This is a genomic window from Reichenbachiella sp. MSK19-1 (assembly GCF_003590315.1).
GTDB classification, from domain to species: domain Bacteria; phylum Bacteroidota; class Bacteroidia; order Cytophagales; family Cyclobacteriaceae; genus Reichenbachiella; species Reichenbachiella agariperforans.
In genome coordinates this window covers 187,318-203,580 of record NZ_MIER01000016.1, presented here as the reverse complement: position 1 = coordinate 203,580, position 16,263 = coordinate 187,318, and the positions used below count along the sequence as shown (strand labels likewise).

Annotated in this window: 15 protein-coding genes; 10 read left to right on the top strand and 5 right to left on the bottom strand. The window is 44.6% G+C overall.

What is annotated here, in order from left to right; all coding sequences use genetic code 11:
- The first annotated feature begins 15 nt into the window (after positions 1 to 15).
- From ispF to BGP76_RS13530, 6 genes are all read left to right on the top strand, one after another.
- Positions 16 to 504 carry a 2-C-methyl-D-erythritol 2,4-cyclodiphosphate synthase gene (gene ispF, locus BGP76_RS13555; protein WP_073123731.1) on the top strand — a complete coding sequence of 163 codons (489 nt, stop codon included), beginning with the start codon at positions 16 to 18 and terminating at the stop codon, positions 502 to 504.
- On the top strand, positions 497 to 1,180 hold the full coding sequence (gene mnmD, locus BGP76_RS13550) for a tRNA (5-methylaminomethyl-2-thiouridine)(34)-methyltransferase MnmD (RefSeq protein WP_119845093.1): 684 nt from the start codon (positions 497 to 499) through the stop codon (positions 1,178 to 1,180). Before ispF ends, mnmD begins: the two co-directional genes overlap by 8 nt.
- 101 nt (positions 1,181 to 1,281) lie before the next feature.
- Positions 1,282 to 2,622, top strand: coding sequence for a Trk system potassium transporter TrkA (gene trkA, locus BGP76_RS13545; protein WP_073123740.1), 1,341 nt, complete (start codon positions 1,282 to 1,284; stop codon positions 2,620 to 2,622).
- On the top strand, positions 2,619 to 4,076 hold the full coding sequence (locus tag BGP76_RS13540; protein ID WP_073123742.1) for a TrkH family potassium uptake protein: 1,458 nt from the start codon (positions 2,619 to 2,621) through the stop codon (positions 4,074 to 4,076). The genes trkA and BGP76_RS13540 overlap by 4 nt, the downstream gene beginning before the upstream one ends.
- A gap of 9 nt (positions 4,077 to 4,085) precedes the next feature.
- Positions 4,086 to 5,186, top strand: coding sequence for a prolipoprotein diacylglyceryl transferase (locus tag BGP76_RS13535; protein ID WP_119845092.1), 1,101 nt, complete (start codon positions 4,086 to 4,088; stop codon positions 5,184 to 5,186).
- A gap of 198 nt (positions 5,187 to 5,384) precedes the next feature.
- A complete protein-coding gene (locus BGP76_RS13530; protein WP_119845091.1) occupies positions 5,385 to 6,368 on the top strand; it encodes a HAMP domain-containing histidine kinase in 984 nt (327 codons plus the stop codon).
- Between the two features lie 3 nt (positions 6,369 to 6,371).
- Here the strand turns inward: BGP76_RS13530 and BGP76_RS13525 are convergent, their stop codons facing one another.
- The gene (locus tag BGP76_RS13525) at positions 6,372 to 7,022 is read right to left on the bottom strand and encodes a hemolysin III family protein (protein WP_073123748.1); all 651 of its coding nucleotides are present in this window, start codon (positions 7,020 to 7,022) and stop codon (positions 6,372 to 6,374) included.
- Positions 7,023 to 7,186: 164 nt separating this feature from the next.
- Between BGP76_RS13525 and BGP76_RS13520 the strand changes: the two genes are divergently transcribed.
- Together BGP76_RS13520 and BGP76_RS13515 are read left to right on the top strand one after the other, a co-directional pair.
- Complete coding sequence (locus BGP76_RS13520) at positions 7,187 to 7,990, top strand: hypothetical protein (RefSeq protein WP_119845090.1); 804 nt, start codon at positions 7,187 to 7,189, stop codon at positions 7,988 to 7,990.
- 11 nt (positions 7,991 to 8,001) lie between these two features.
- Complete coding sequence (locus tag BGP76_RS13515; protein WP_119845089.1) at positions 8,002 to 8,994, top strand: hypothetical protein; 993 nt, start codon at positions 8,002 to 8,004, stop codon at positions 8,992 to 8,994.
- Positions 8,995 to 9,003: 9 nt separating this feature from the next.
- On the opposite strand, the gene BGP76_RS13510 is transcribed toward BGP76_RS13515, so the two are convergent.
- Positions 9,004 to 9,432, bottom strand: a complete 429-nt coding sequence (locus BGP76_RS13510; protein ID WP_147407472.1) for a hypothetical protein — start codon at positions 9,430 to 9,432, stop codon at positions 9,004 to 9,006.
- 132 nt (positions 9,433 to 9,564) lie between these two features.
- Here BGP76_RS13510 and BGP76_RS13505 point away from each other — a divergent pair, with 132 nt between their 5' ends.
- On the top strand, positions 9,565 to 10,461 hold the full coding sequence (locus tag BGP76_RS13505) for a hypothetical protein (protein ID WP_139281038.1): 897 nt from the start codon (positions 9,565 to 9,567) through the stop codon (positions 10,459 to 10,461).
- A gap of 20 nt (positions 10,462 to 10,481) precedes the next feature.
- Here the strand turns inward: BGP76_RS13505 and BGP76_RS13500 are convergent, their stop codons facing one another.
- Positions 10,482 to 10,964, bottom strand: a complete 483-nt coding sequence (locus BGP76_RS13500; RefSeq protein ID WP_119845087.1) for a GAF domain-containing protein — start codon at positions 10,962 to 10,964, stop codon at positions 10,482 to 10,484.
- Positions 10,965 to 11,037: 73 nt separating this feature from the next.
- On the opposite strand from BGP76_RS13500, the gene BGP76_RS13495 reads away from it, so the two are divergent.
- Positions 11,038 to 12,147 (top strand): NAD(P)/FAD-dependent oxidoreductase, encoded by a 1,110-nt coding sequence (locus BGP76_RS13495; RefSeq protein ID WP_119845086.1) that lies wholly within the window; start codon positions 11,038 to 11,040, stop codon positions 12,145 to 12,147.
- An 86-nt stretch (positions 12,148 to 12,233) separates the two neighbouring features.
- On the opposite strand, the gene BGP76_RS13490 is transcribed toward BGP76_RS13495, so the two are convergent.
- Both BGP76_RS13490 and amt read right to left on the bottom strand, forming a co-directional pair.
- Entirely contained in the window at positions 12,234 to 13,601 is a 1,368-nt protein-coding gene (locus tag BGP76_RS13490; RefSeq protein ID WP_119845085.1) for an MFS transporter, read from the bottom strand.
- 213 nt (positions 13,602 to 13,814) lie between these two features.
- A complete protein-coding gene (gene amt, locus BGP76_RS13485) occupies positions 13,815 to 16,103 on the bottom strand; it encodes an ammonium transporter (protein WP_119845084.1) in 2,289 nt (762 codons plus the stop codon).
- Between the last annotated feature and the right edge of the window lie 160 nt (positions 16,104 to 16,263).

Sequence of the window (16,263 nt, the reverse complement as noted above, 5' to 3'; positions counted from 1 at the left end):
GAGATTGATTAGGATATGAAACCAAATATAAGAGTAGGTTATGGCTATGATGTCCACCAGCTGGCAGAGGGAGAGGAGTTTTGGCTAGGAGGTATTTTGGTGCCACATACACATGGTGCAGTGGGACACTCTGATGCCGATGTGTTGATACATGTTATCTGCGACGCACTGCTAGGTGCAGCGAATATGAGAGATATTGGCTATCACTTTGCGGACACAGACCCCAAATTCAAAGGGATAGATAGCAAGATCTTGCTAACAGAAGTAATGAATCTGATCAGGGAGGCAGGTTATGAAGTTGGAAATATAGATTCTACGATCTGTCTACAACGGCCTAAGGTTAACCCACATATCAGCGAGATGAAACGAGTCTTGGCAGAAGTGATGGAAATGGAAGTTGAAGATGTGTCTATCAAAGCAACTACTACAGAGAAGCTCGGTTTTGTGGGCAAAGAAGAGGGGGTATCTGCGCATGCGACGGTTTTAATCTATAGAAATGCCTAAAGTAGAAATTTTCGAGACTAAAGACGGTTCTCATTCGCTGCTCTTGCCAGAGATGAACGAAACCTATCACTCTACTCATGGAGCGATCACCGAAGCGCAGTATGTGTTTTTGGAGAAGGGACTGGCGCACTATCGTGAGATGAATCCTGATCAACAGGTGATTCGGGTACTAGAGATCGGGTTTGGCACAGGGCTCAACGCTTGGCTGACAGCTTTAGAAACCAATAAATCTATGGAATCGCTGGTGTACACGTCCCTAGAAAAATATCCATTGGCCAAAGAGGTGACCGATCAGCTGAACTATGTAGGGCAGCTGGGAGATGAAAAGGGGCAAGAGGTTTTTGATCTCGTACACGCAGCGGCGTGGAATGAGCAGCAAAAGATCACGGAGCTATTCTCCCTGATCAAGGTAGAAACGGATGTTTTCCAGTTTGAAGTAGAGGAGGCCGTTTATGATTTGATCTTTTTTGATGCCTTTGCCCCCTCAAAGCAACCAGAGATGTGGAGCCCAGAGGTGTTGGCTAAAATGTATCAGGGACTGGCGCAAAATGGTGTGTTGGTTACTTATTGTGCACAAGGGCAATTTAAAAGAGATATCAAGTCGGCAGGCTTTGAAATTGAAGAATTACCAGGGCCTCCAGGAAAAAAGGAAATGACAAGGGCGACAAAGCGGTAGAGTTTTAGCACTTTTGGCGGTTCAACTATTAGATAGGAAGGAACCATTGGTAAGTGGATTAAATTATATTTGTTCTAATCAATGAATACTTTGAGAATTCAATGAGAATAGTAATAGCAGGCGCGGGAGATGTAGGCTTTCATTTGGCAAAACTTTTGGCATATGAAGCACACGATATTAACATCATTGATACGGATGATGATCGATTACAGTATATCTCTAATCATCTAGACGTACACACGACGAAAGGCAATTCGACCTCCTACAAGGTCCTGGAAGATGCACAGGTCGCCAAGGCAGACTTACTTATCGCTGTGACAGAGTCTGAGACAACTAACATCACCACCTCCATCATTGGGAAGAATCTCGGAGCGCGAAAGACCATTGCTCGTGTCACCAATACCGAATACATACAGCGGAAAGATATTTTGGATCTCAAAACGATAGGGATCGATGAGGTTATATCCCCTGAGTCACTAGCGGCCAAGGAGATCAAGCGGCTCCTTAAAGAAAATGCTCTGACAGATAATTTTGATTTCGAAAAAGGATGTCTATCTCTCGTAGGCATATTGATCGATGAGGAGTCAGAGCTCAAGGATAAAACGCTAGTCGAAACAGCCTATCTCAATCCTGATTATTCCTTTATCACGGTAGCGATACTGAGAGGTGAGGAGACGATTATTCCTCATGGGGATAACAAGTTTCAGGTCAATGATCATGCATACTTTATCTGTCAGCCTGATGGTGTGGATCGTGTGCTGGATCTAGCTGGTAAACAAAGGGAGTCTATCAAGAATGTGATGATCCTCGGTGGGAGCAAAATAGGCATACAAGCCGCTAGACAGCTAAGCAAAAAATACAACATCAAGTTAATCGAGCAGGATAGGGACAAGTGCTTTGATCTAGCCGATGAGCTCCCCAACACCATGATCATCAATGGTGACGGTAGAGATGTCGAACTACTCAAGGAAGAAGGAATCGACGATATGGATGCCTTCATCGCAGTGACTGGTAACTCTGAGACCAATATGATCTCTTCGCTAGTCGCCAAAAATCATAATGTGCCCAAAACTATCTCGCTCGTCGAGAACATGGACTACATCCACCTCTCTCAAAACATAGGTGTGGACACGATGATCAATAAGAAACTAATCGCGGCGAGTTTTATCTTCCGTTATATCCGAAAGGGACAGGTCGTCAACATGACAACCATCCATGGAGTAGATGCTGAGATCGTAGAGTTCGAGGTGAAAGAGGGGTCTAAGATATTGGAGGCTGAGCTTCGAAATCTTAATTTTCCTCAATCGGCGTTGATCGGAGGAGTGATCCGAGGCGATCGTGGCATTACGGCGAGAGGAAATTTCACCTTTGAGCCCAAAGACCGTGTTGTAGTGCTTTCCAAACCAGAGTGTATTCGAAAAGTAGAAGGCTTTTTCAAATGAGATTTAACTACAAAGTCATCCTGAATGTACTGAGCCTGCTCATCTTGCTCAATGGCGCCTTTATGATGACTTGTATCCCGTTCAGTTGGTATTTCGGAGGCAAAGACATGAATGCCTTGTTAATATCAGGCGTATCAGCGATGGTGATTGGCTATGTGGTATTTGTGATCACACGACGTAATCGCTCCAAAGAACTAAAAAAGAAGGATGGCTACTTGATTGTAACGTTGGGCTGGTTGTCCATGTCTTTGTTTGGTACGCTTCCATATTTGCTGAGCGGTGCGATCCCTAGTTTTACAGATGCATTTTTTGAGACCGTATCCGGGTTTACTACTACAGGAGCTACGGTCCTGACGGACATAGAGGCGCTAGACAAGGGCATCTTGTTTTGGCGTAGTTTGACGCAGTGGATTGGAGGGATGGGTATCATCGTGTTGGCGGTGGCCATATTGCCGCTATTGGGTATTGGAGGTATGCAGCTGTTCGTGGCGGAGGCGCCAGGGATATCTCCTGACAAGCTAAAGCCTCGAATCACTGAGACGGCAAAACGACTATGGTTCATCTATGTCGCATTGACCCTAACCGAAATGACTCTTCTGTGGGCAGGAGGAATGACCTTCTACGATGCGATCAACCATGCCCTGACGACTATGGCAACTGGTGGATTCTCTACCAAAAATGCTAGTGTAGCACACTTCAATTCCCCCTTTATTCAATATGTCATTATTGTCTTCATGTTTTTGGCAGGGACTAACTTTACGGTTACCTATTTTGCACTGCATGGCAAGATGAAGACTGTATTTAAGAATGAGGAGTTTCGCTTTTATGTGTTGTTGACGGTACTCGTGACGGTTTTGATCACGATAGGGATATACCAAACACAGGGAACGTCTATAGAGCTGTCGATACGCGAAGGGCTTTTTCAGGTGGTCTCTATCATGACAACTACGGGATATGTCAGTGCCGATTATACACAGTGGCCGTATGAAATTGTGCTGTTACTTTTCGTCCTCATGTTTGTAGGAGCTAGTGCCGGTAGTACCGCTGGAGGAGTTAAGATCGTACGTCATTTGATCTTGGTAAAAAACAGTGTACTAGAATTGAAACGGCAATTGCATCCTTCTGCGATTTTGCCCGTTCGCTTCAATGGCAAAGCGGTGCACAAGGATATCACTTTTAACATCCTAGCCTTTATCATGATCTATGTGAGCATCTTTGCGCTAGGGTCTATCCTGATGGCGTTTTTAGGGCTTGATTTTATGACCGCTATTAGCTCAGTGGCAACCTGTCTGGGTAATATTGGTCCTGGATTGGGTGATGTGGGACCTGTCGATCATTTTGGCAATATACCTATGGTAGGTAAGTGGGTGCTGTGTATGCTGATGCTGCTTGGGAGATTAGAGCTGTTTACTGTATTGATTTTGTTCACTCCATATTTTTGGAGAAAAATATAAAAGAGACCTATGACATTATTTGAGATGATTATTTGGAGTCCAAGCCCAGAAATTTTCACGATTCCTGGTTTGGGACATCCCGTTAGATGGTATGGATTGTTGTTCGCTTTGGGATTTATCCTTGCACAGCAAGTAATGTATTGGATTTTTAAATCTGAAAACAAGAATGTAAAGGACGTAGATCAGCTGACGATGTATCTCGTGATAGCAGTAGTTGTCGGCGCACGCTTGGGTCATTGCTTATTTTACAACCCGGGATACTATCTATCCAACCCTTTTGAGATTATCAAAATATGGGAAGGCGGACTAGCGAGCCATGGAGGTGCGATAGGTATGCTCGTGGCGTTGTATCTCTACAGTCGAAAACATGCAGACCAAAGTTATATGTGGATACTGGACCGTGTAGCGATTGTCACGGTACTCGTAGGGGCTTGTATTCGAATAGGTAACTTCATGAACTCAGAGATCATAGGACTGCCTACGGGGTCTGAGAATGGGATTGTGTTTGCGAGAAGCATAGAAGATATGTTTACCCGACTGGATCCACGGATCGAAGAGGTCTCTTTCGAGAAAGGTGGAGAAGCTACAAGTACATCATCGGGTGAGATACCGATGCAAATCGAGCTCGTCTACAAGCGTGGTGTGGAGCTACAGGAGGACAATACCAAGTTGTTTTTTGAGACAACTATCCCACGGGCGATAGATCGCTACTACGGGGTAGCGGAGCATATGACACTGCCAGTAGATCAGCCAGCGCACTATGAGGCCTACATGTCAAGAGGGGAGCAGCATGTTAAGTTTTCTGTTTTGGGTATCCCGAGACATCCTGGACAGCTCTATGAGGCTATCGCCTGTATATTCATGTTCCTGATTCTTGCGCACATTTGGTATCATCACAGGACGCAGATCAAGACAGGTTTTCTGTTTGGCCTGTTCATGGTGATGCTATGGTCCGAGCGGTTCACCGTGGAGTTCTTCAAAGAGAATCAAGAAGCTTGGGAAGCGTCTATTCCGCTCAACATGGGGCAGTGGCTCAGTGTACCGATGTTCCTCATCGGAGTAGTTGTATTGGTCAAGTCATGGGGATTTACCCAAAAGAAGGAGATGTAATTTTTTATGAGCGACCTCAGGTTTTGTATTATCTACTCTTGTAGACTATAACGCCTGTTTTGATCTGTTTTTTTGTAGCAGTTTTTAAAGGTGGTGTCGGTTGTATGTGTGGTTAGTTATGGATATGCTTCAAAAATGAGGTATATTAGTATTAATAGCTCTAGAGCATAAACTTGATCGAACCAACTGTCAACTAGCATGAAAAGGGATAGGCATCATCGTGTAGCTTACCGAATAGGATATTTGATTGTATTTCTAGGGGCAGTATATGGTGTCTTCTCATTTGTGTATTTCAATGCCTATTTAGCCGTATTCCCGATTGTTGCAGGTTTTTTGGGCTTGCTATCGATAGGGTTGCTCAGACTCAACTTTTCTACCGTTCCTAGAGCCATTCTTTCACTCATACCTCTTGCTCTCAATGCGGGTTATCATGCTTCTCTGGTGGCTCCTAGCGATCCGTTGATCATTTCATTGTACATCTCAGAGTTCGGGATGATGCTTATCCCTTGGGTCATTTTTGACTACCGTGAAAAATATACTCTTTGGACTTGTACGGGTTTAGGGTTGCTGATCATACTAGGACAGTACAAGTTGGGGAGTCTTTTGCCAGATAGGAAGGACATGGGACAGGTATTCGTCGATAGTTATTTAGACTATGTGACCTATGGCTTTGGCACTTTGTTGTTGTTTTTGGTCATGTATGCTTTTCTCTATGAGTTGTATCTGCAAGCGCAGCGCGAACAACGACTCATGAATAAGCTAAAGAGCTATCAGCGTAAAATTTTCAATGACAACAAAACACTGTACGAGAGCCAATCCAAAGTCACCGAGATCAATGAATATTTGACATTGGAAGTGAGAGAGCGAGCCCAGAAGCTAGAGCAGCAAAACAAGATATTGGCAGAGCAGTCTTTTATCAACTCACACTTGCTGCGTGCACCACTGTGTAGAGTGATGGCCTTAGTCAATCTACTGTCTTCAGAAGAAAGAGAGCCTGAAAAACAAGAGATGCTCAAGATGATTGATGATTCTTTGGACGAAATGAATGAGCTCACCAAACGAATCTCTTCCAGTCTAGAACAGCGTGGTTATTTTGATCAATACGAGACGAATTTTAAACATATAGAAGAGACGCTGCATGAGACAGATGTGAAACTGGAGAATTTGATTTCGGACGACTAGATTTTATTTGAAAACATACATTACCATCATCAGATAGTGGAGAATACTCCCTGCCATCACAAATAGATGCCAGATGAAGTGGGCAAATTTCATTCGGTAGTCAATAATATAAAAGACGATCCCTATGGTATAGCTGAACCCTCCAGCAGCGAGCAACCAAAAGCCAGGTTCTGGGAGGATTGATTTGACCAGTTCCAATTTGAATACAATAATCCATCCCATCATTGCATAGAGCATAGTTGAGAGGAGGTTGTAGCGTCCTGTAAAGAAAATCTTTAGGATGATTCCGATGAGAGCCATCCCCCATTGTATCCCGAAAAACACCCAGCCTGTCACTCCTCCGATGCTGATGAGCATGACGGGAGTATAGGTGCCTGCGATCAGCAAAAATATACCGCAGTGATCAAGTATGTTGAAGACGCGTTTCGCCTTGACATGTGTCAAACTGTGATAAAACGTAGAAAACACATAGAGAGCAACCAAACTACTGCCATAGAATAAGGCACTAAATAGACTCCACTTTTGATCACTCTGAACACCATATATGATGAGTATTACGAAACCTGCAATAGCTGTCAGTGCAGTGATGCCATGGGTGATGGCATTAGATATTTCTTCTCCACGTGTCTGGTGCTTGTCGATTCGTTTGCTCATGGCTATGATAGTATAGTGTTAATAAATCTGATATTATTTATGGGCTGTCCCCAATCTGAGGTACGAGAAAATACCCTCCTGTGGGTATAAGATACGCTACTAATATCTCTTTATTTTGGGTCTATACCATCTAGGACTTAGATAAAGAAACTAAACAGAGAATCATGGATAAGAAAACATCAACAGGGCCTATAGTAGTTTATACGATCGTACTGGCGTTAGCAGGTGCTGCGCTTCTGGGCGGAGGGATGGCAGTAGCGTTGGGTGTACGCCAGACATGGCTCATGGCGGTAGTGGTTTTTGGTGTGTTGGGTATTCCCATTGCCATCAAATTATTGTCGGGGGCGATGCGTCAGCGCGGAGTAGCAGTCTCTGATCAAGTGCGTCAGAACGCGGCGGGAATCATCGAGCAGTGGTCACTGTCTGGGACTGACTGGAGTGACTATCTCGCTACGAGCCGCAGTGAGATGAATCAGGATCAAGTCGCCAAGCCGATTGGTATAGCTGTGATCGTCATGGGTGTAGCGATATGGCAGTTGTTGCCAGAGTATGATTGGCTGCATAGTGTATTGTATGGTTTGGCTGTGGCTGTACCCGTGGCTGTCATCGTTTGGTATTGTTATGGGGTGTTTATTCGGTCTCGAATGCAACTCTTGGAGAGTGCTCGTGAGGGCAAGGTGATTTTTACAGAGGATAAAGTACTGGTGAATGATCTGCTGATCGAACTGACCGGAATGAAGCGATTCGTGTCGGTTGCCAAAATAGATGAGGAAAAGAAGCCTATGACGATGGCTCTAACAGTTTCGTCCAAAGCGGGAGACAGAGAAACCAATCAAACCTACCGCATACCAGTTGCGGAGGGCAAGGAGGCGCGCGCGTACTATCTAGTAAACAAGTACTATGAGGATGCTGCCGAGCTGAGAGAAAGGATGGAGCGAATCGGTGATTTAGCAGATATAGCAGATTAAATTTTAGACGGATGGAAACTCTAGCGTTAACCTCAGAAGATGTCAAGTCGCTCAAGAAGCAACTGATACGAGCCTTTATTTTTTCCCTCTTCGTTGTGGGCATATTTACAGCGATGTATACGTTTGTACTGTCCCACATGCATGATGACATAGTGATCTATGTGTTTGCAGGCTTTGGGATGATTTTTATGGGCATTATCGCTTATATGGCTTGGACAGTTGTCAAGGACATTAAAGGAGGTCTGAAACATCGAATTTCGGGTAAAATGACTGATAAGCGATTGGATATCCATACCTCAAATACTGGGTCATCATCAAAGGGGAAGAGTAGCACCCGAACGACTAGAAATTATTACATCTATCTTGATGGCGAGGAGTACAAAGTGGATTATCGTCATTATGCCAAAGCCAGAGTTGGAGATTTGGTTGTGATGGATCGTGCGCCTAAGTCTAAGCATGTGCTCATGTTTGAGGTTCGGGCCACAGCAGCGTCTCATGATATTGTCACGAGAGAGCCCGCGATGGACCTGAGCCAGCTCGAAGAGATCGAGTTGCCTCTTCATGAAGATGACAGAGTGGTCATGAAGCAGAATTTTTGGAAACAATTTCGATCAAAGTTGATTTGGATGACGCCTTTTCTATTCATTATATATGGACTGCTGTCTTCTGATATGTGGGGTGTTTTGGTATTCATGTTTCCCCTCGTGATCATTCCAAGCGTTCAGTTTTTTAGGCTGTGTCATTCGGTGTTTTTATATATGAGAAGTCAGTCCTACGGTCAGAAAGTGGGCATGGCTGCCATCGTTTTGGACAAAAGTACCATTACATCTAATCGATCCAGTACGCTGCAACGGATACACACCACGTGGAGATCGATCGATGTGAATCCGATACTATATGATCGTCTGTCAGAGAAGGATAAGATTATCGTGTTTAGACCTAAATATGGGAAGAAACCATTTAGTTTGACGACCGCAGATGACCAGATGTTTTATTTGGGATAGCTTGAGTGACTATTTGACCTTCTCGAACTTCTGTGCGCAACCTTCTATACAGAAATAATAGACGATCAGGTTGCCATTTTCGAGTTTATAGGGCAGTCCGTTTTCTGATAGCCATTCATTATCTTCGCATCCCGCTGGATGGAGACTTAGTTTTTCGGTGTTGTAGGTACCCGTCCCTGCATTTTGGGGATCCCCAAAAACAGAACACAGTGAATTTGTGGAAGTATAGCTGCCGTTGGTGCGGAAGGTTAATCGCAAATCATTTTCTGTCGGGTGAAATACGCCACTCCCATCTCCTGGATCCGCGAGTTGTTCGATGAGCTGCCAGGTGCCTACTATGCCCGTAGTGTCTTCTGGTTCGTTGGTGCTGTCGTCTTTGGAGCAGGCTAATAATATGCCACTAGTGGCCAGTAGAAGTATAAAAGGTATTTTCATCATCAGGAATTTAGTTCATCATCAAGACCCTTGATTCTTAGGTTTGGTTGTAAGTGCTAATTTTTTCGTCAGATTCTTTTAAATTTGATGTACCTATCTGCCATAACCCTGTGTAATACAACTTAAACTTAGCGTATGAAATTAATAGCCTTTCCTCAGGTAGGATTACTCATTTGGTTAGTAATACTGGGGTCTAATTCAAGCCTCATGGGGCAAGACACACTTGTGTTGAAGAGCGGAAAGCGTATTCCGTTCACACGTATGGTTACCTATGAGGATGTAGTCCAAGTCAAAGACTACAACATAAAGGAGATGATCGATGTGCTACCTGATTCTATCATCGGTTATAGTCAGGCTAAAAAGGATGAGGATTATTTTATGATTTTTCCTCCAGAGACGGGTAGTTACCTTTTTGTAGAGCGACTGATGACTGGTAGTATCACGCTGTATCTGGATCAGTATGGAGGGTATGTACTGTATGCCAAGAAGAATGATGAGTTGTTCGAACTATACGATGCACATGACAACAAGCGTGAGCGGGAAGAGAAGCTTAAAACCCTAAAGACGCTGGTGGCGGATGATGCCGAGTCCTATGGCTATGTTTCTGCTCCAGGGTTCAAATTGAAAAACAAAGAAATTCAAAAGGTCTTGTATCACTATAACGAGCGTAATTATGTCGAGCGAACGCCTACTGCAGATGATGTGGTGGGCACGGTTTATCTCTATCGTACACAGTTTCAAAAGACCAAAAACCGAGTGCGTGTCGTGCTATTTGGCGAGACGCATGATCTTTATATCCGAGACTATATTCAGCTCAACATTCCCATTGAGTATGCGAGTCGAATGCTGATCTATGATCGAGACATCAAGAGTGATCTCTTGATCACGGGCGAGCTGGAGGATCAGTACTACGAGCTGTTATATGATGGACAGAAAGACGAGTTTGTCTTGGAACCAAAAAACGGAACAGAGCAACACTATGAATTCTATGGAATCAAAGAGCAAGTCGGGGAGAAAATGAGTGGCGATTAGCGGGTGTTTCTAATTTTAGGTTAGAGGTTTTTGCAGAGCTGCGAAACCAACTGCTCTAGGTATTGTTGGTCTATTTCGTCAAAACTGGCGAATTGATCACTGTCTATGTCTAGTACGCCGATGATCTCCCCAGCCTTGAATAACGGCACGACAATTTCAGATTTGGATGCGGAACTGCAGGCAATATGACCCGGGAATTCGTCTACATTGTCTACTACTAGAGTCAAGCCTTCGTGCCATGCTGTACCACAGACTCCTTTTCCTTTTGAGATGCGGGTACAGGCTATTGGGCCTTGAAATGGGCCGAGCACTAATTGATCTTTTTTAACGAGATAGAACCCAACCCATAGAAAACCAAAGGCTTCTTTCAGCGCAGCGGAGGTATTGGCAAGATTGGCAATCAAGTCTGTTTCTCCACTGTTAAGTGCTTCGATCTGAGGGAGCAGTGTTGTGTAGATATCTTGTTTACTAAGTGTTTTGTCTAGCGTAAGTTCTTCTGCCATGATAGAGGATTTTTCTGATGCAATTTTACGAGCAAGTCTTCTAATAGTTGATGATTATCTGTGATATTTAGGCATGCTAGATGTGATTATCGTTGGAGGAGGGTTGGCTGGTTTGATTAATTCAATTTTGCTCTCTAGGGCTGGGCTGTCGGTCTGTTTGATGGAGAAAGGGCGTTATCCCTTTCATCGGGTGTGTGGAGAATATATTTCTAATGAGGTAAAACCCTTTTTGCTCCAGCATGATTTGTACCCGTCGGAGCTAGAACCTAGTCAAATTAGTCAGTTTCGATTGAGTGCCATTAGTGGCAAGACTGTTCGCAGCGCATTGGGTATGGGAGGTTTTGGAATTAGTCGTTATGATCTGGACTTGTACCTGTCGCAGAAGGCCAAAGCATCTGGTGTAGACCTAAGGGAAGGGATGAAAGTGAGTGATATCAGTTGGGATGGAGATCATTTTGAAGTCACTGCGTCTAACCAACGATACCCATCCAAATTGGTCATCGGAGCATTTGGCAAGAGGAGTCAGCTGGATGTACGTCTGCAGAGAGCTTTCATGGCCAAACGATCACCATATATCGGCATCAAATACCATATCAAAACAGATTTTGCCAAAGATGTGATCGCATTGCACAACTTCAAGGATGGCTACTGTGGACTGAGTAGCGTGGGTGGAGATGTGTACAACCTTTGCTACCTGAGCCATCGAGACAATCTCAAAAGTAGAACGATAGAAGAAATGGAAAGGGAAGTACTGTTTCGTAATCCTCACCTTAAGGCCATTTGGGACGACTCAGATTTTCTATTCGATAAGCCTGTAGTGATCAATGAAATTTCCTTCGAGAAGAAAAGAGCGGTAGAAAATCATATTCTGATGTCAGGAGACTCTGCAGGCATGATTACCCCGCTGTGTGGTAATGGCATGGCGATGGCGATCCGCTCGGCATGGCTACTCAGCGGGTTGATTACCGAGCATTGGAACGGTGGTACTATGGACCATACCGCCTTAGAATCTACGTATCAAAAGTGCTGGAAGGATCAGTTTGCTTTTCGCCTCTGGGCAGGCAGGCAGTTTCAACGCATGTTTGGGAGCCCGGTCTTGTCAGAGCTGTCTGTAGAGCTGATGAGAATACCGCCTGTTGCTGATCATTTGATAGGGTTGAGCCACGGTCGTTCGTTTGAATAAAACAAAGAGACCAACGAGTGGGCAGTACTCGCTGGTCTTTTGAAATGGAAAAGTATCGGTCCCGACGTTGGTCGTTAATGTGTTTTTTAAGCCGCCAATTTCTCTTTGGCTTGTAGCTCTTTCTCGAACTCTTCTAATTTCTTTTGTTCTGCTACGGCGGCATCTTCGTCTGCTTGGCTAAACTTGATACCAAGACCGAGCATACTGATGGCGACCACCGCGATACCGAAGTACATGAAACTGTTTTCGAGTGAGGCGCCACTTCTTAGCAGGAATTGTGCGTAGATCACCGCACCGACGTTACCGCCTGCACCGACGATACCGGCCACTGCGCCTAGAGATTTCTTGTTGATAAATGGTACGACAGAGTAGGTTGCTCCCTCGGCCATTTGCACGAAAAGTGAGAAAAGAATCATGGTACCGATGGCTAGGCCTAGCATGTCCATTCTCGAGAACAATATGAGTGCAAATCCTTCTACGAAGAGCACCATCACGAGCCACTTGACTCTACCAGATAGCCCGCCGGCTTTGGAAAATCGGTCACCTAACCATCCGCCCATCGAGCGTGCGAATAGGTTCATCAGGCCGAATAGTGCTGCAATCATCCCAGCAGTGGTTTCGTTGAGGCTAAATTTGGTTTGATAGTAGGTTGCTGCACGTCCATTGACGAATAACTCTAGCCCGAAACATGCACCATAGATGGCAAACAGTATCCAAACCCTACGGTCTTTGACAGCAGACATAAATAGGCCTGATTCGCCTTCTAGTTTTTTTGGCTGTAGGTCTGGGTTTTCAGAGAAGTTTCCTTTTGGGTCATCTTTGGTATAAGTCCAGTAGAGGTAAGCAACGCCCAACATGATGAGAGCAGGAACGAACATGGCTGGTCTCCATTTGGACAGTTCTGAGTTGGCTAGGCCTACTGCGAGCATGCCTGATGCGATCAATGGCATCAAAGCTTGCGTCACGCCTCCACCGAGATTCCCCCAACCTGCGGTGGTGGCGTTAGCAATTCCTACGACATTCGGAGCGAACATTTTGGTCGTGTGGTACTGTGTGATCACAAAGGAAGCTCCAATCACACCAATCGCCATTCTAGAGAGGAGATAGGTCTCCCAGTTGTAGGCAAAAGATGAGCTGGCTACCACGACCGCTCCGAATAATAATAAATATGTGTAGCTCTTTCTTGGTCCGATCTTATCACACAAGTTACCGATGATGAGTCGCGCAATAATGGTGATACCAACCGAGGCAATAAAGGCTGTAATTTTTTGTGCTTTGCTCAGGTCTAAGTCTGGCCCGATGGTAGAGTTCATCAGAGGAGCATGCGCAAACCAGCCAAAGAAGCAAAGAAAGAATGCGATCCAACTCAGGTGAAAGGTGCGCATCTGGAGAGAGCTAAAGTCAAGCAAGTTGATTCTAGTCGCTTTTTCTAGTGAAGGTGTATTTGTTTTCATCGTTTTGTCAAGTCTAATTGTCTACGTAGTTGTCGGTTACTACTTAATTACATGACAAAAGTATGATGAATGATCTGCCTAAAAAATGGTTAATCAGTGGTCTAGAAAAGGTTTATTTACATGATAAAAGCTGATATAACACAGTTATTTATATTATATCAGCTTTTAAAGTCCGTATAGCTGTTTTTTGTTATAATACGTATTAGTACGTATTTATCTTAATTTTAAGCCTACTACCAAAACATCGTCTGTTTGTTCGGCGGCTCCTTGCCATTCATGTAGATCATCGAGCAGTATGTTTTGCTGGGTATCGATATCCATTTTATGGGCTTGTTTTAGCTGAGCTTTGAAGCTATCGATTCCTAGGCTATTGCCACTTTCATTGACTTGATTGTAGTAGCCATTGGTGTATAGATAGATGGACTCACCAGGCAGATAAGAGATCACTTCTCGGGTAAATATTGCCTTGTCGTCATCGGGAGTTTGTCCGACGGGCCATTTGCTTCCTTGGTATTCGGATAGACCTGAGGCAGTAAAGTGCAGCAGACCATTGTTGGCACCAGAGAAATAGATCTTTTGTTTCAGTTCGTCCACGATAATGATAGAGACATCCATGGCATCTTTTAGTTTGGCACTGAGTGTTCGAGTACGAAGTGCGTGATCAAACTTTTTGTCTAGCAACTTGAGAACCTTATCTGGGTAGAGCAGTTTGTTGTTGCTGAAGATTTCCTTGATGAGTGATATACCTAGCATACCTAGAAACCCACCAGAAACACCCATGCCTGTGCAGTTGGAGACGATCAATATTTTGTATTCAGAGATTTGTTTGAACCAGTAAAAGTCTCCGCTTACTTTTTTGCGCGGTTTAAAGATCAAAAATGCTTCACCAAAGAGGTCTTTGAGTCCAGATTCATCTTCGAGCATGGCGCTTTGTAAGGAGCTGACATGCTGGAGCGAACTATCATATTCTGTTTGTTTGTTGCGTAGCTCATCCCTTTCGGCTGTGGCTTCATCTTTCATGCTATCGAGCATCATACCTAACTGGCGAACGGCCACTAGTGGTGGGATGATACCCCCCGATTCGTCCATGTATTTGATGCGGTCCTCTGCGACCATTTTTTTGCGTCGCTCTTGACTGATCGATAGATATTCTATGACGCTGTAGATGTTGTAGCCTTTATCACTGATACGGATGGAAACCTGAGATACGGTCTGATCATCTACTTCATTGATGCCTACTTCGAGATCATAGTTGCCTACGAATGAACCTTTTTTCTCTTCGATAGGAGACACCCGGAGACCGATGGTTTTTTTGATCACGGTGAATATGACATAAGATACGGCCGTGGTGAATAGAAAGCAGGTGGCTACTCCCATAAACTGAATCCCGAGCTGCATCCAGCGGGAGTGCATGAGGAGTTCTTCCTGACCAAATAGTGCGACACTCATCGTACCGAATACGCCACCGATTCCATGTACTGCGATGGCGCCTACAGGGTCATCTAGTTTCCATTTTTCGCTAATTACTACATAGAAAATATTGTGAATAACGCCTGCTAATGCACCTATCATCAAACTGGAAATTGGCGTGACGACATTACAGCAAGCGGTAATGGCGACCAGCCCAGTCAAACTGCCCCCTGCGATTTTTTCGATTACGTCTTTCTTGTTTTGAAACAAATAGGCGTGGAAGAAGCCCGTGAAACAAGCTGCTGCACCAGCTAGGTTGGTGTTGAGGATGATTTTGACGACATCTTCGTTGAAGGCGAGCGTGCTACCACCATTGAACCCCCACCAGCCGAGCCATAGGATCATTACACCCAATATGCTGTAGGCATAGTCTGATGCTTTGGTCGGTTGGATGCGACCATAGGCGTCATAGCGTCCAAGCCGAGGCCCTACCATGTAGATGCCCATTACAGCTACCCAAGCCCCAGTGGAGTGTACCACTGTCGACCCTGCAAAATCCATAAAGCCCATGGATGCCAGCCAAGGTTGATTGTCGGGATTCCAGAGATTGCCCCAGGCCCAGTGCCCAAATACTGGATAGATAAGTGTAGCGGTAATTAGAGACACGATGAAGTAAGCCACTACGCCTGTACGACCAGACATGGCACCAGAAACGATAGTCAGTGCCGTCCCTGCAAAGGCAAGTTGAAAGAGGAAGAAGATGAGGATTTTCCCAGAGTCGAGACCCTGACCAAAGAAGTAGTCTAGCCCGAGAAATCCATCAATACTATCCCCAAACATAAAAGCAAACCCAACTAAGAAAAAGGCGATACTACCTGCCACCCAGTCCAGTAGGTTTTTAGCCCCAATGCTGGATCGATGTTCTTTTTTGACCATACCAGTTTCTAGAACTTTGAAACCTGCCTGCATAAAAAATACGAGTGCGGCGGCTACTAAGACCCAGAGGTCATCGATGTTGAGACGTACGAAACCTGCGCCTTCGGGAGGAGTGGAGACTAGACCCAAAAGGGCCAAATTAGAGTTTGGATGCATAAAAATGAGTTGATATAGCGTTAATTGAACTCGTTTTTAGGCTAATGCTGCTTTGGGTTTTTTCGTGAAGAAATGCGATACAGCCGCTTAGGTGGAGATGGTTAGGAAAAGCTCGTAGCTGATGAAAACATTATTTTCTCGAAAATCCAATGATAGTTTA

What these genes read in the sequence shown, in the direction of transcription:
- ispF (WP_073123731.1), top strand. Translation starts at nt 16, where the DNA reads ATGAAACCAAATATAAGAGTAGGTTATGGCTATGATGTCCACCAGCTG.
- mnmD (WP_119845093.1), top strand. Translation starts at nt 497, where the DNA reads ATGCCTAAAGTAGAAATTTTCGAGACTAAAGACGGTTCTCATTCGCTG.
- trkA (WP_073123740.1), top strand. Translation starts at nt 1,282, where the DNA reads ATGAGAATAGTAATAGCAGGCGCGGGAGATGTAGGCTTTCATTTGGCA.
- BGP76_RS13540 (WP_073123742.1), top strand. Translation starts at nt 2,619, where the DNA reads ATGAGATTTAACTACAAAGTCATCCTGAATGTACTGAGCCTGCTCATC.
- BGP76_RS13535 (WP_119845092.1), top strand. Translation starts at nt 4,086, where the DNA reads ATGACATTATTTGAGATGATTATTTGGAGTCCAAGCCCAGAAATTTTC.
- BGP76_RS13530 (WP_119845091.1), top strand. Translation starts at nt 5,385, where the DNA reads ATGAAAAGGGATAGGCATCATCGTGTAGCTTACCGAATAGGATATTTG.
- BGP76_RS13525 (WP_073123748.1), bottom strand. Translation starts at nt 7,022, where the DNA reads ATGAGCAAACGAATCGACAAGCACCAGACACGTGGAGAAGAAATATCT.
- BGP76_RS13520 (WP_119845090.1), top strand. Translation starts at nt 7,187, where the DNA reads ATGGATAAGAAAACATCAACAGGGCCTATAGTAGTTTATACGATCGTA.
- BGP76_RS13515 (WP_119845089.1), top strand. Translation starts at nt 8,002, where the DNA reads ATGGAAACTCTAGCGTTAACCTCAGAAGATGTCAAGTCGCTCAAGAAG.
- BGP76_RS13510 (WP_147407472.1), bottom strand. Translation starts at nt 9,432, where the DNA reads ATGATGAAAATACCTTTTATACTTCTACTGGCCACTAGTGGCATATTA.
- BGP76_RS13505 (WP_139281038.1), top strand. Translation starts at nt 9,565, where the DNA reads ATGAAATTAATAGCCTTTCCTCAGGTAGGATTACTCATTTGGTTAGTA.
- BGP76_RS13500 (WP_119845087.1), bottom strand. Translation starts at nt 10,964, where the DNA reads ATGGCAGAAGAACTTACGCTAGACAAAACACTTAGTAAACAAGATATC.
- BGP76_RS13495 (WP_119845086.1), top strand. Translation starts at nt 11,038, where the DNA reads ATGCTAGATGTGATTATCGTTGGAGGAGGGTTGGCTGGTTTGATTAAT.
- BGP76_RS13490 (WP_119845085.1), bottom strand. Translation starts at nt 13,601, where the DNA reads ATGAAAACAAATACACCTTCACTAGAAAAAGCGACTAGAATCAACTTG.
- amt (WP_119845084.1), bottom strand. Translation starts at nt 16,103, where the DNA reads ATGCATCCAAACTCTAATTTGGCCCTTTTGGGTCTAGTCTCCACTCCT.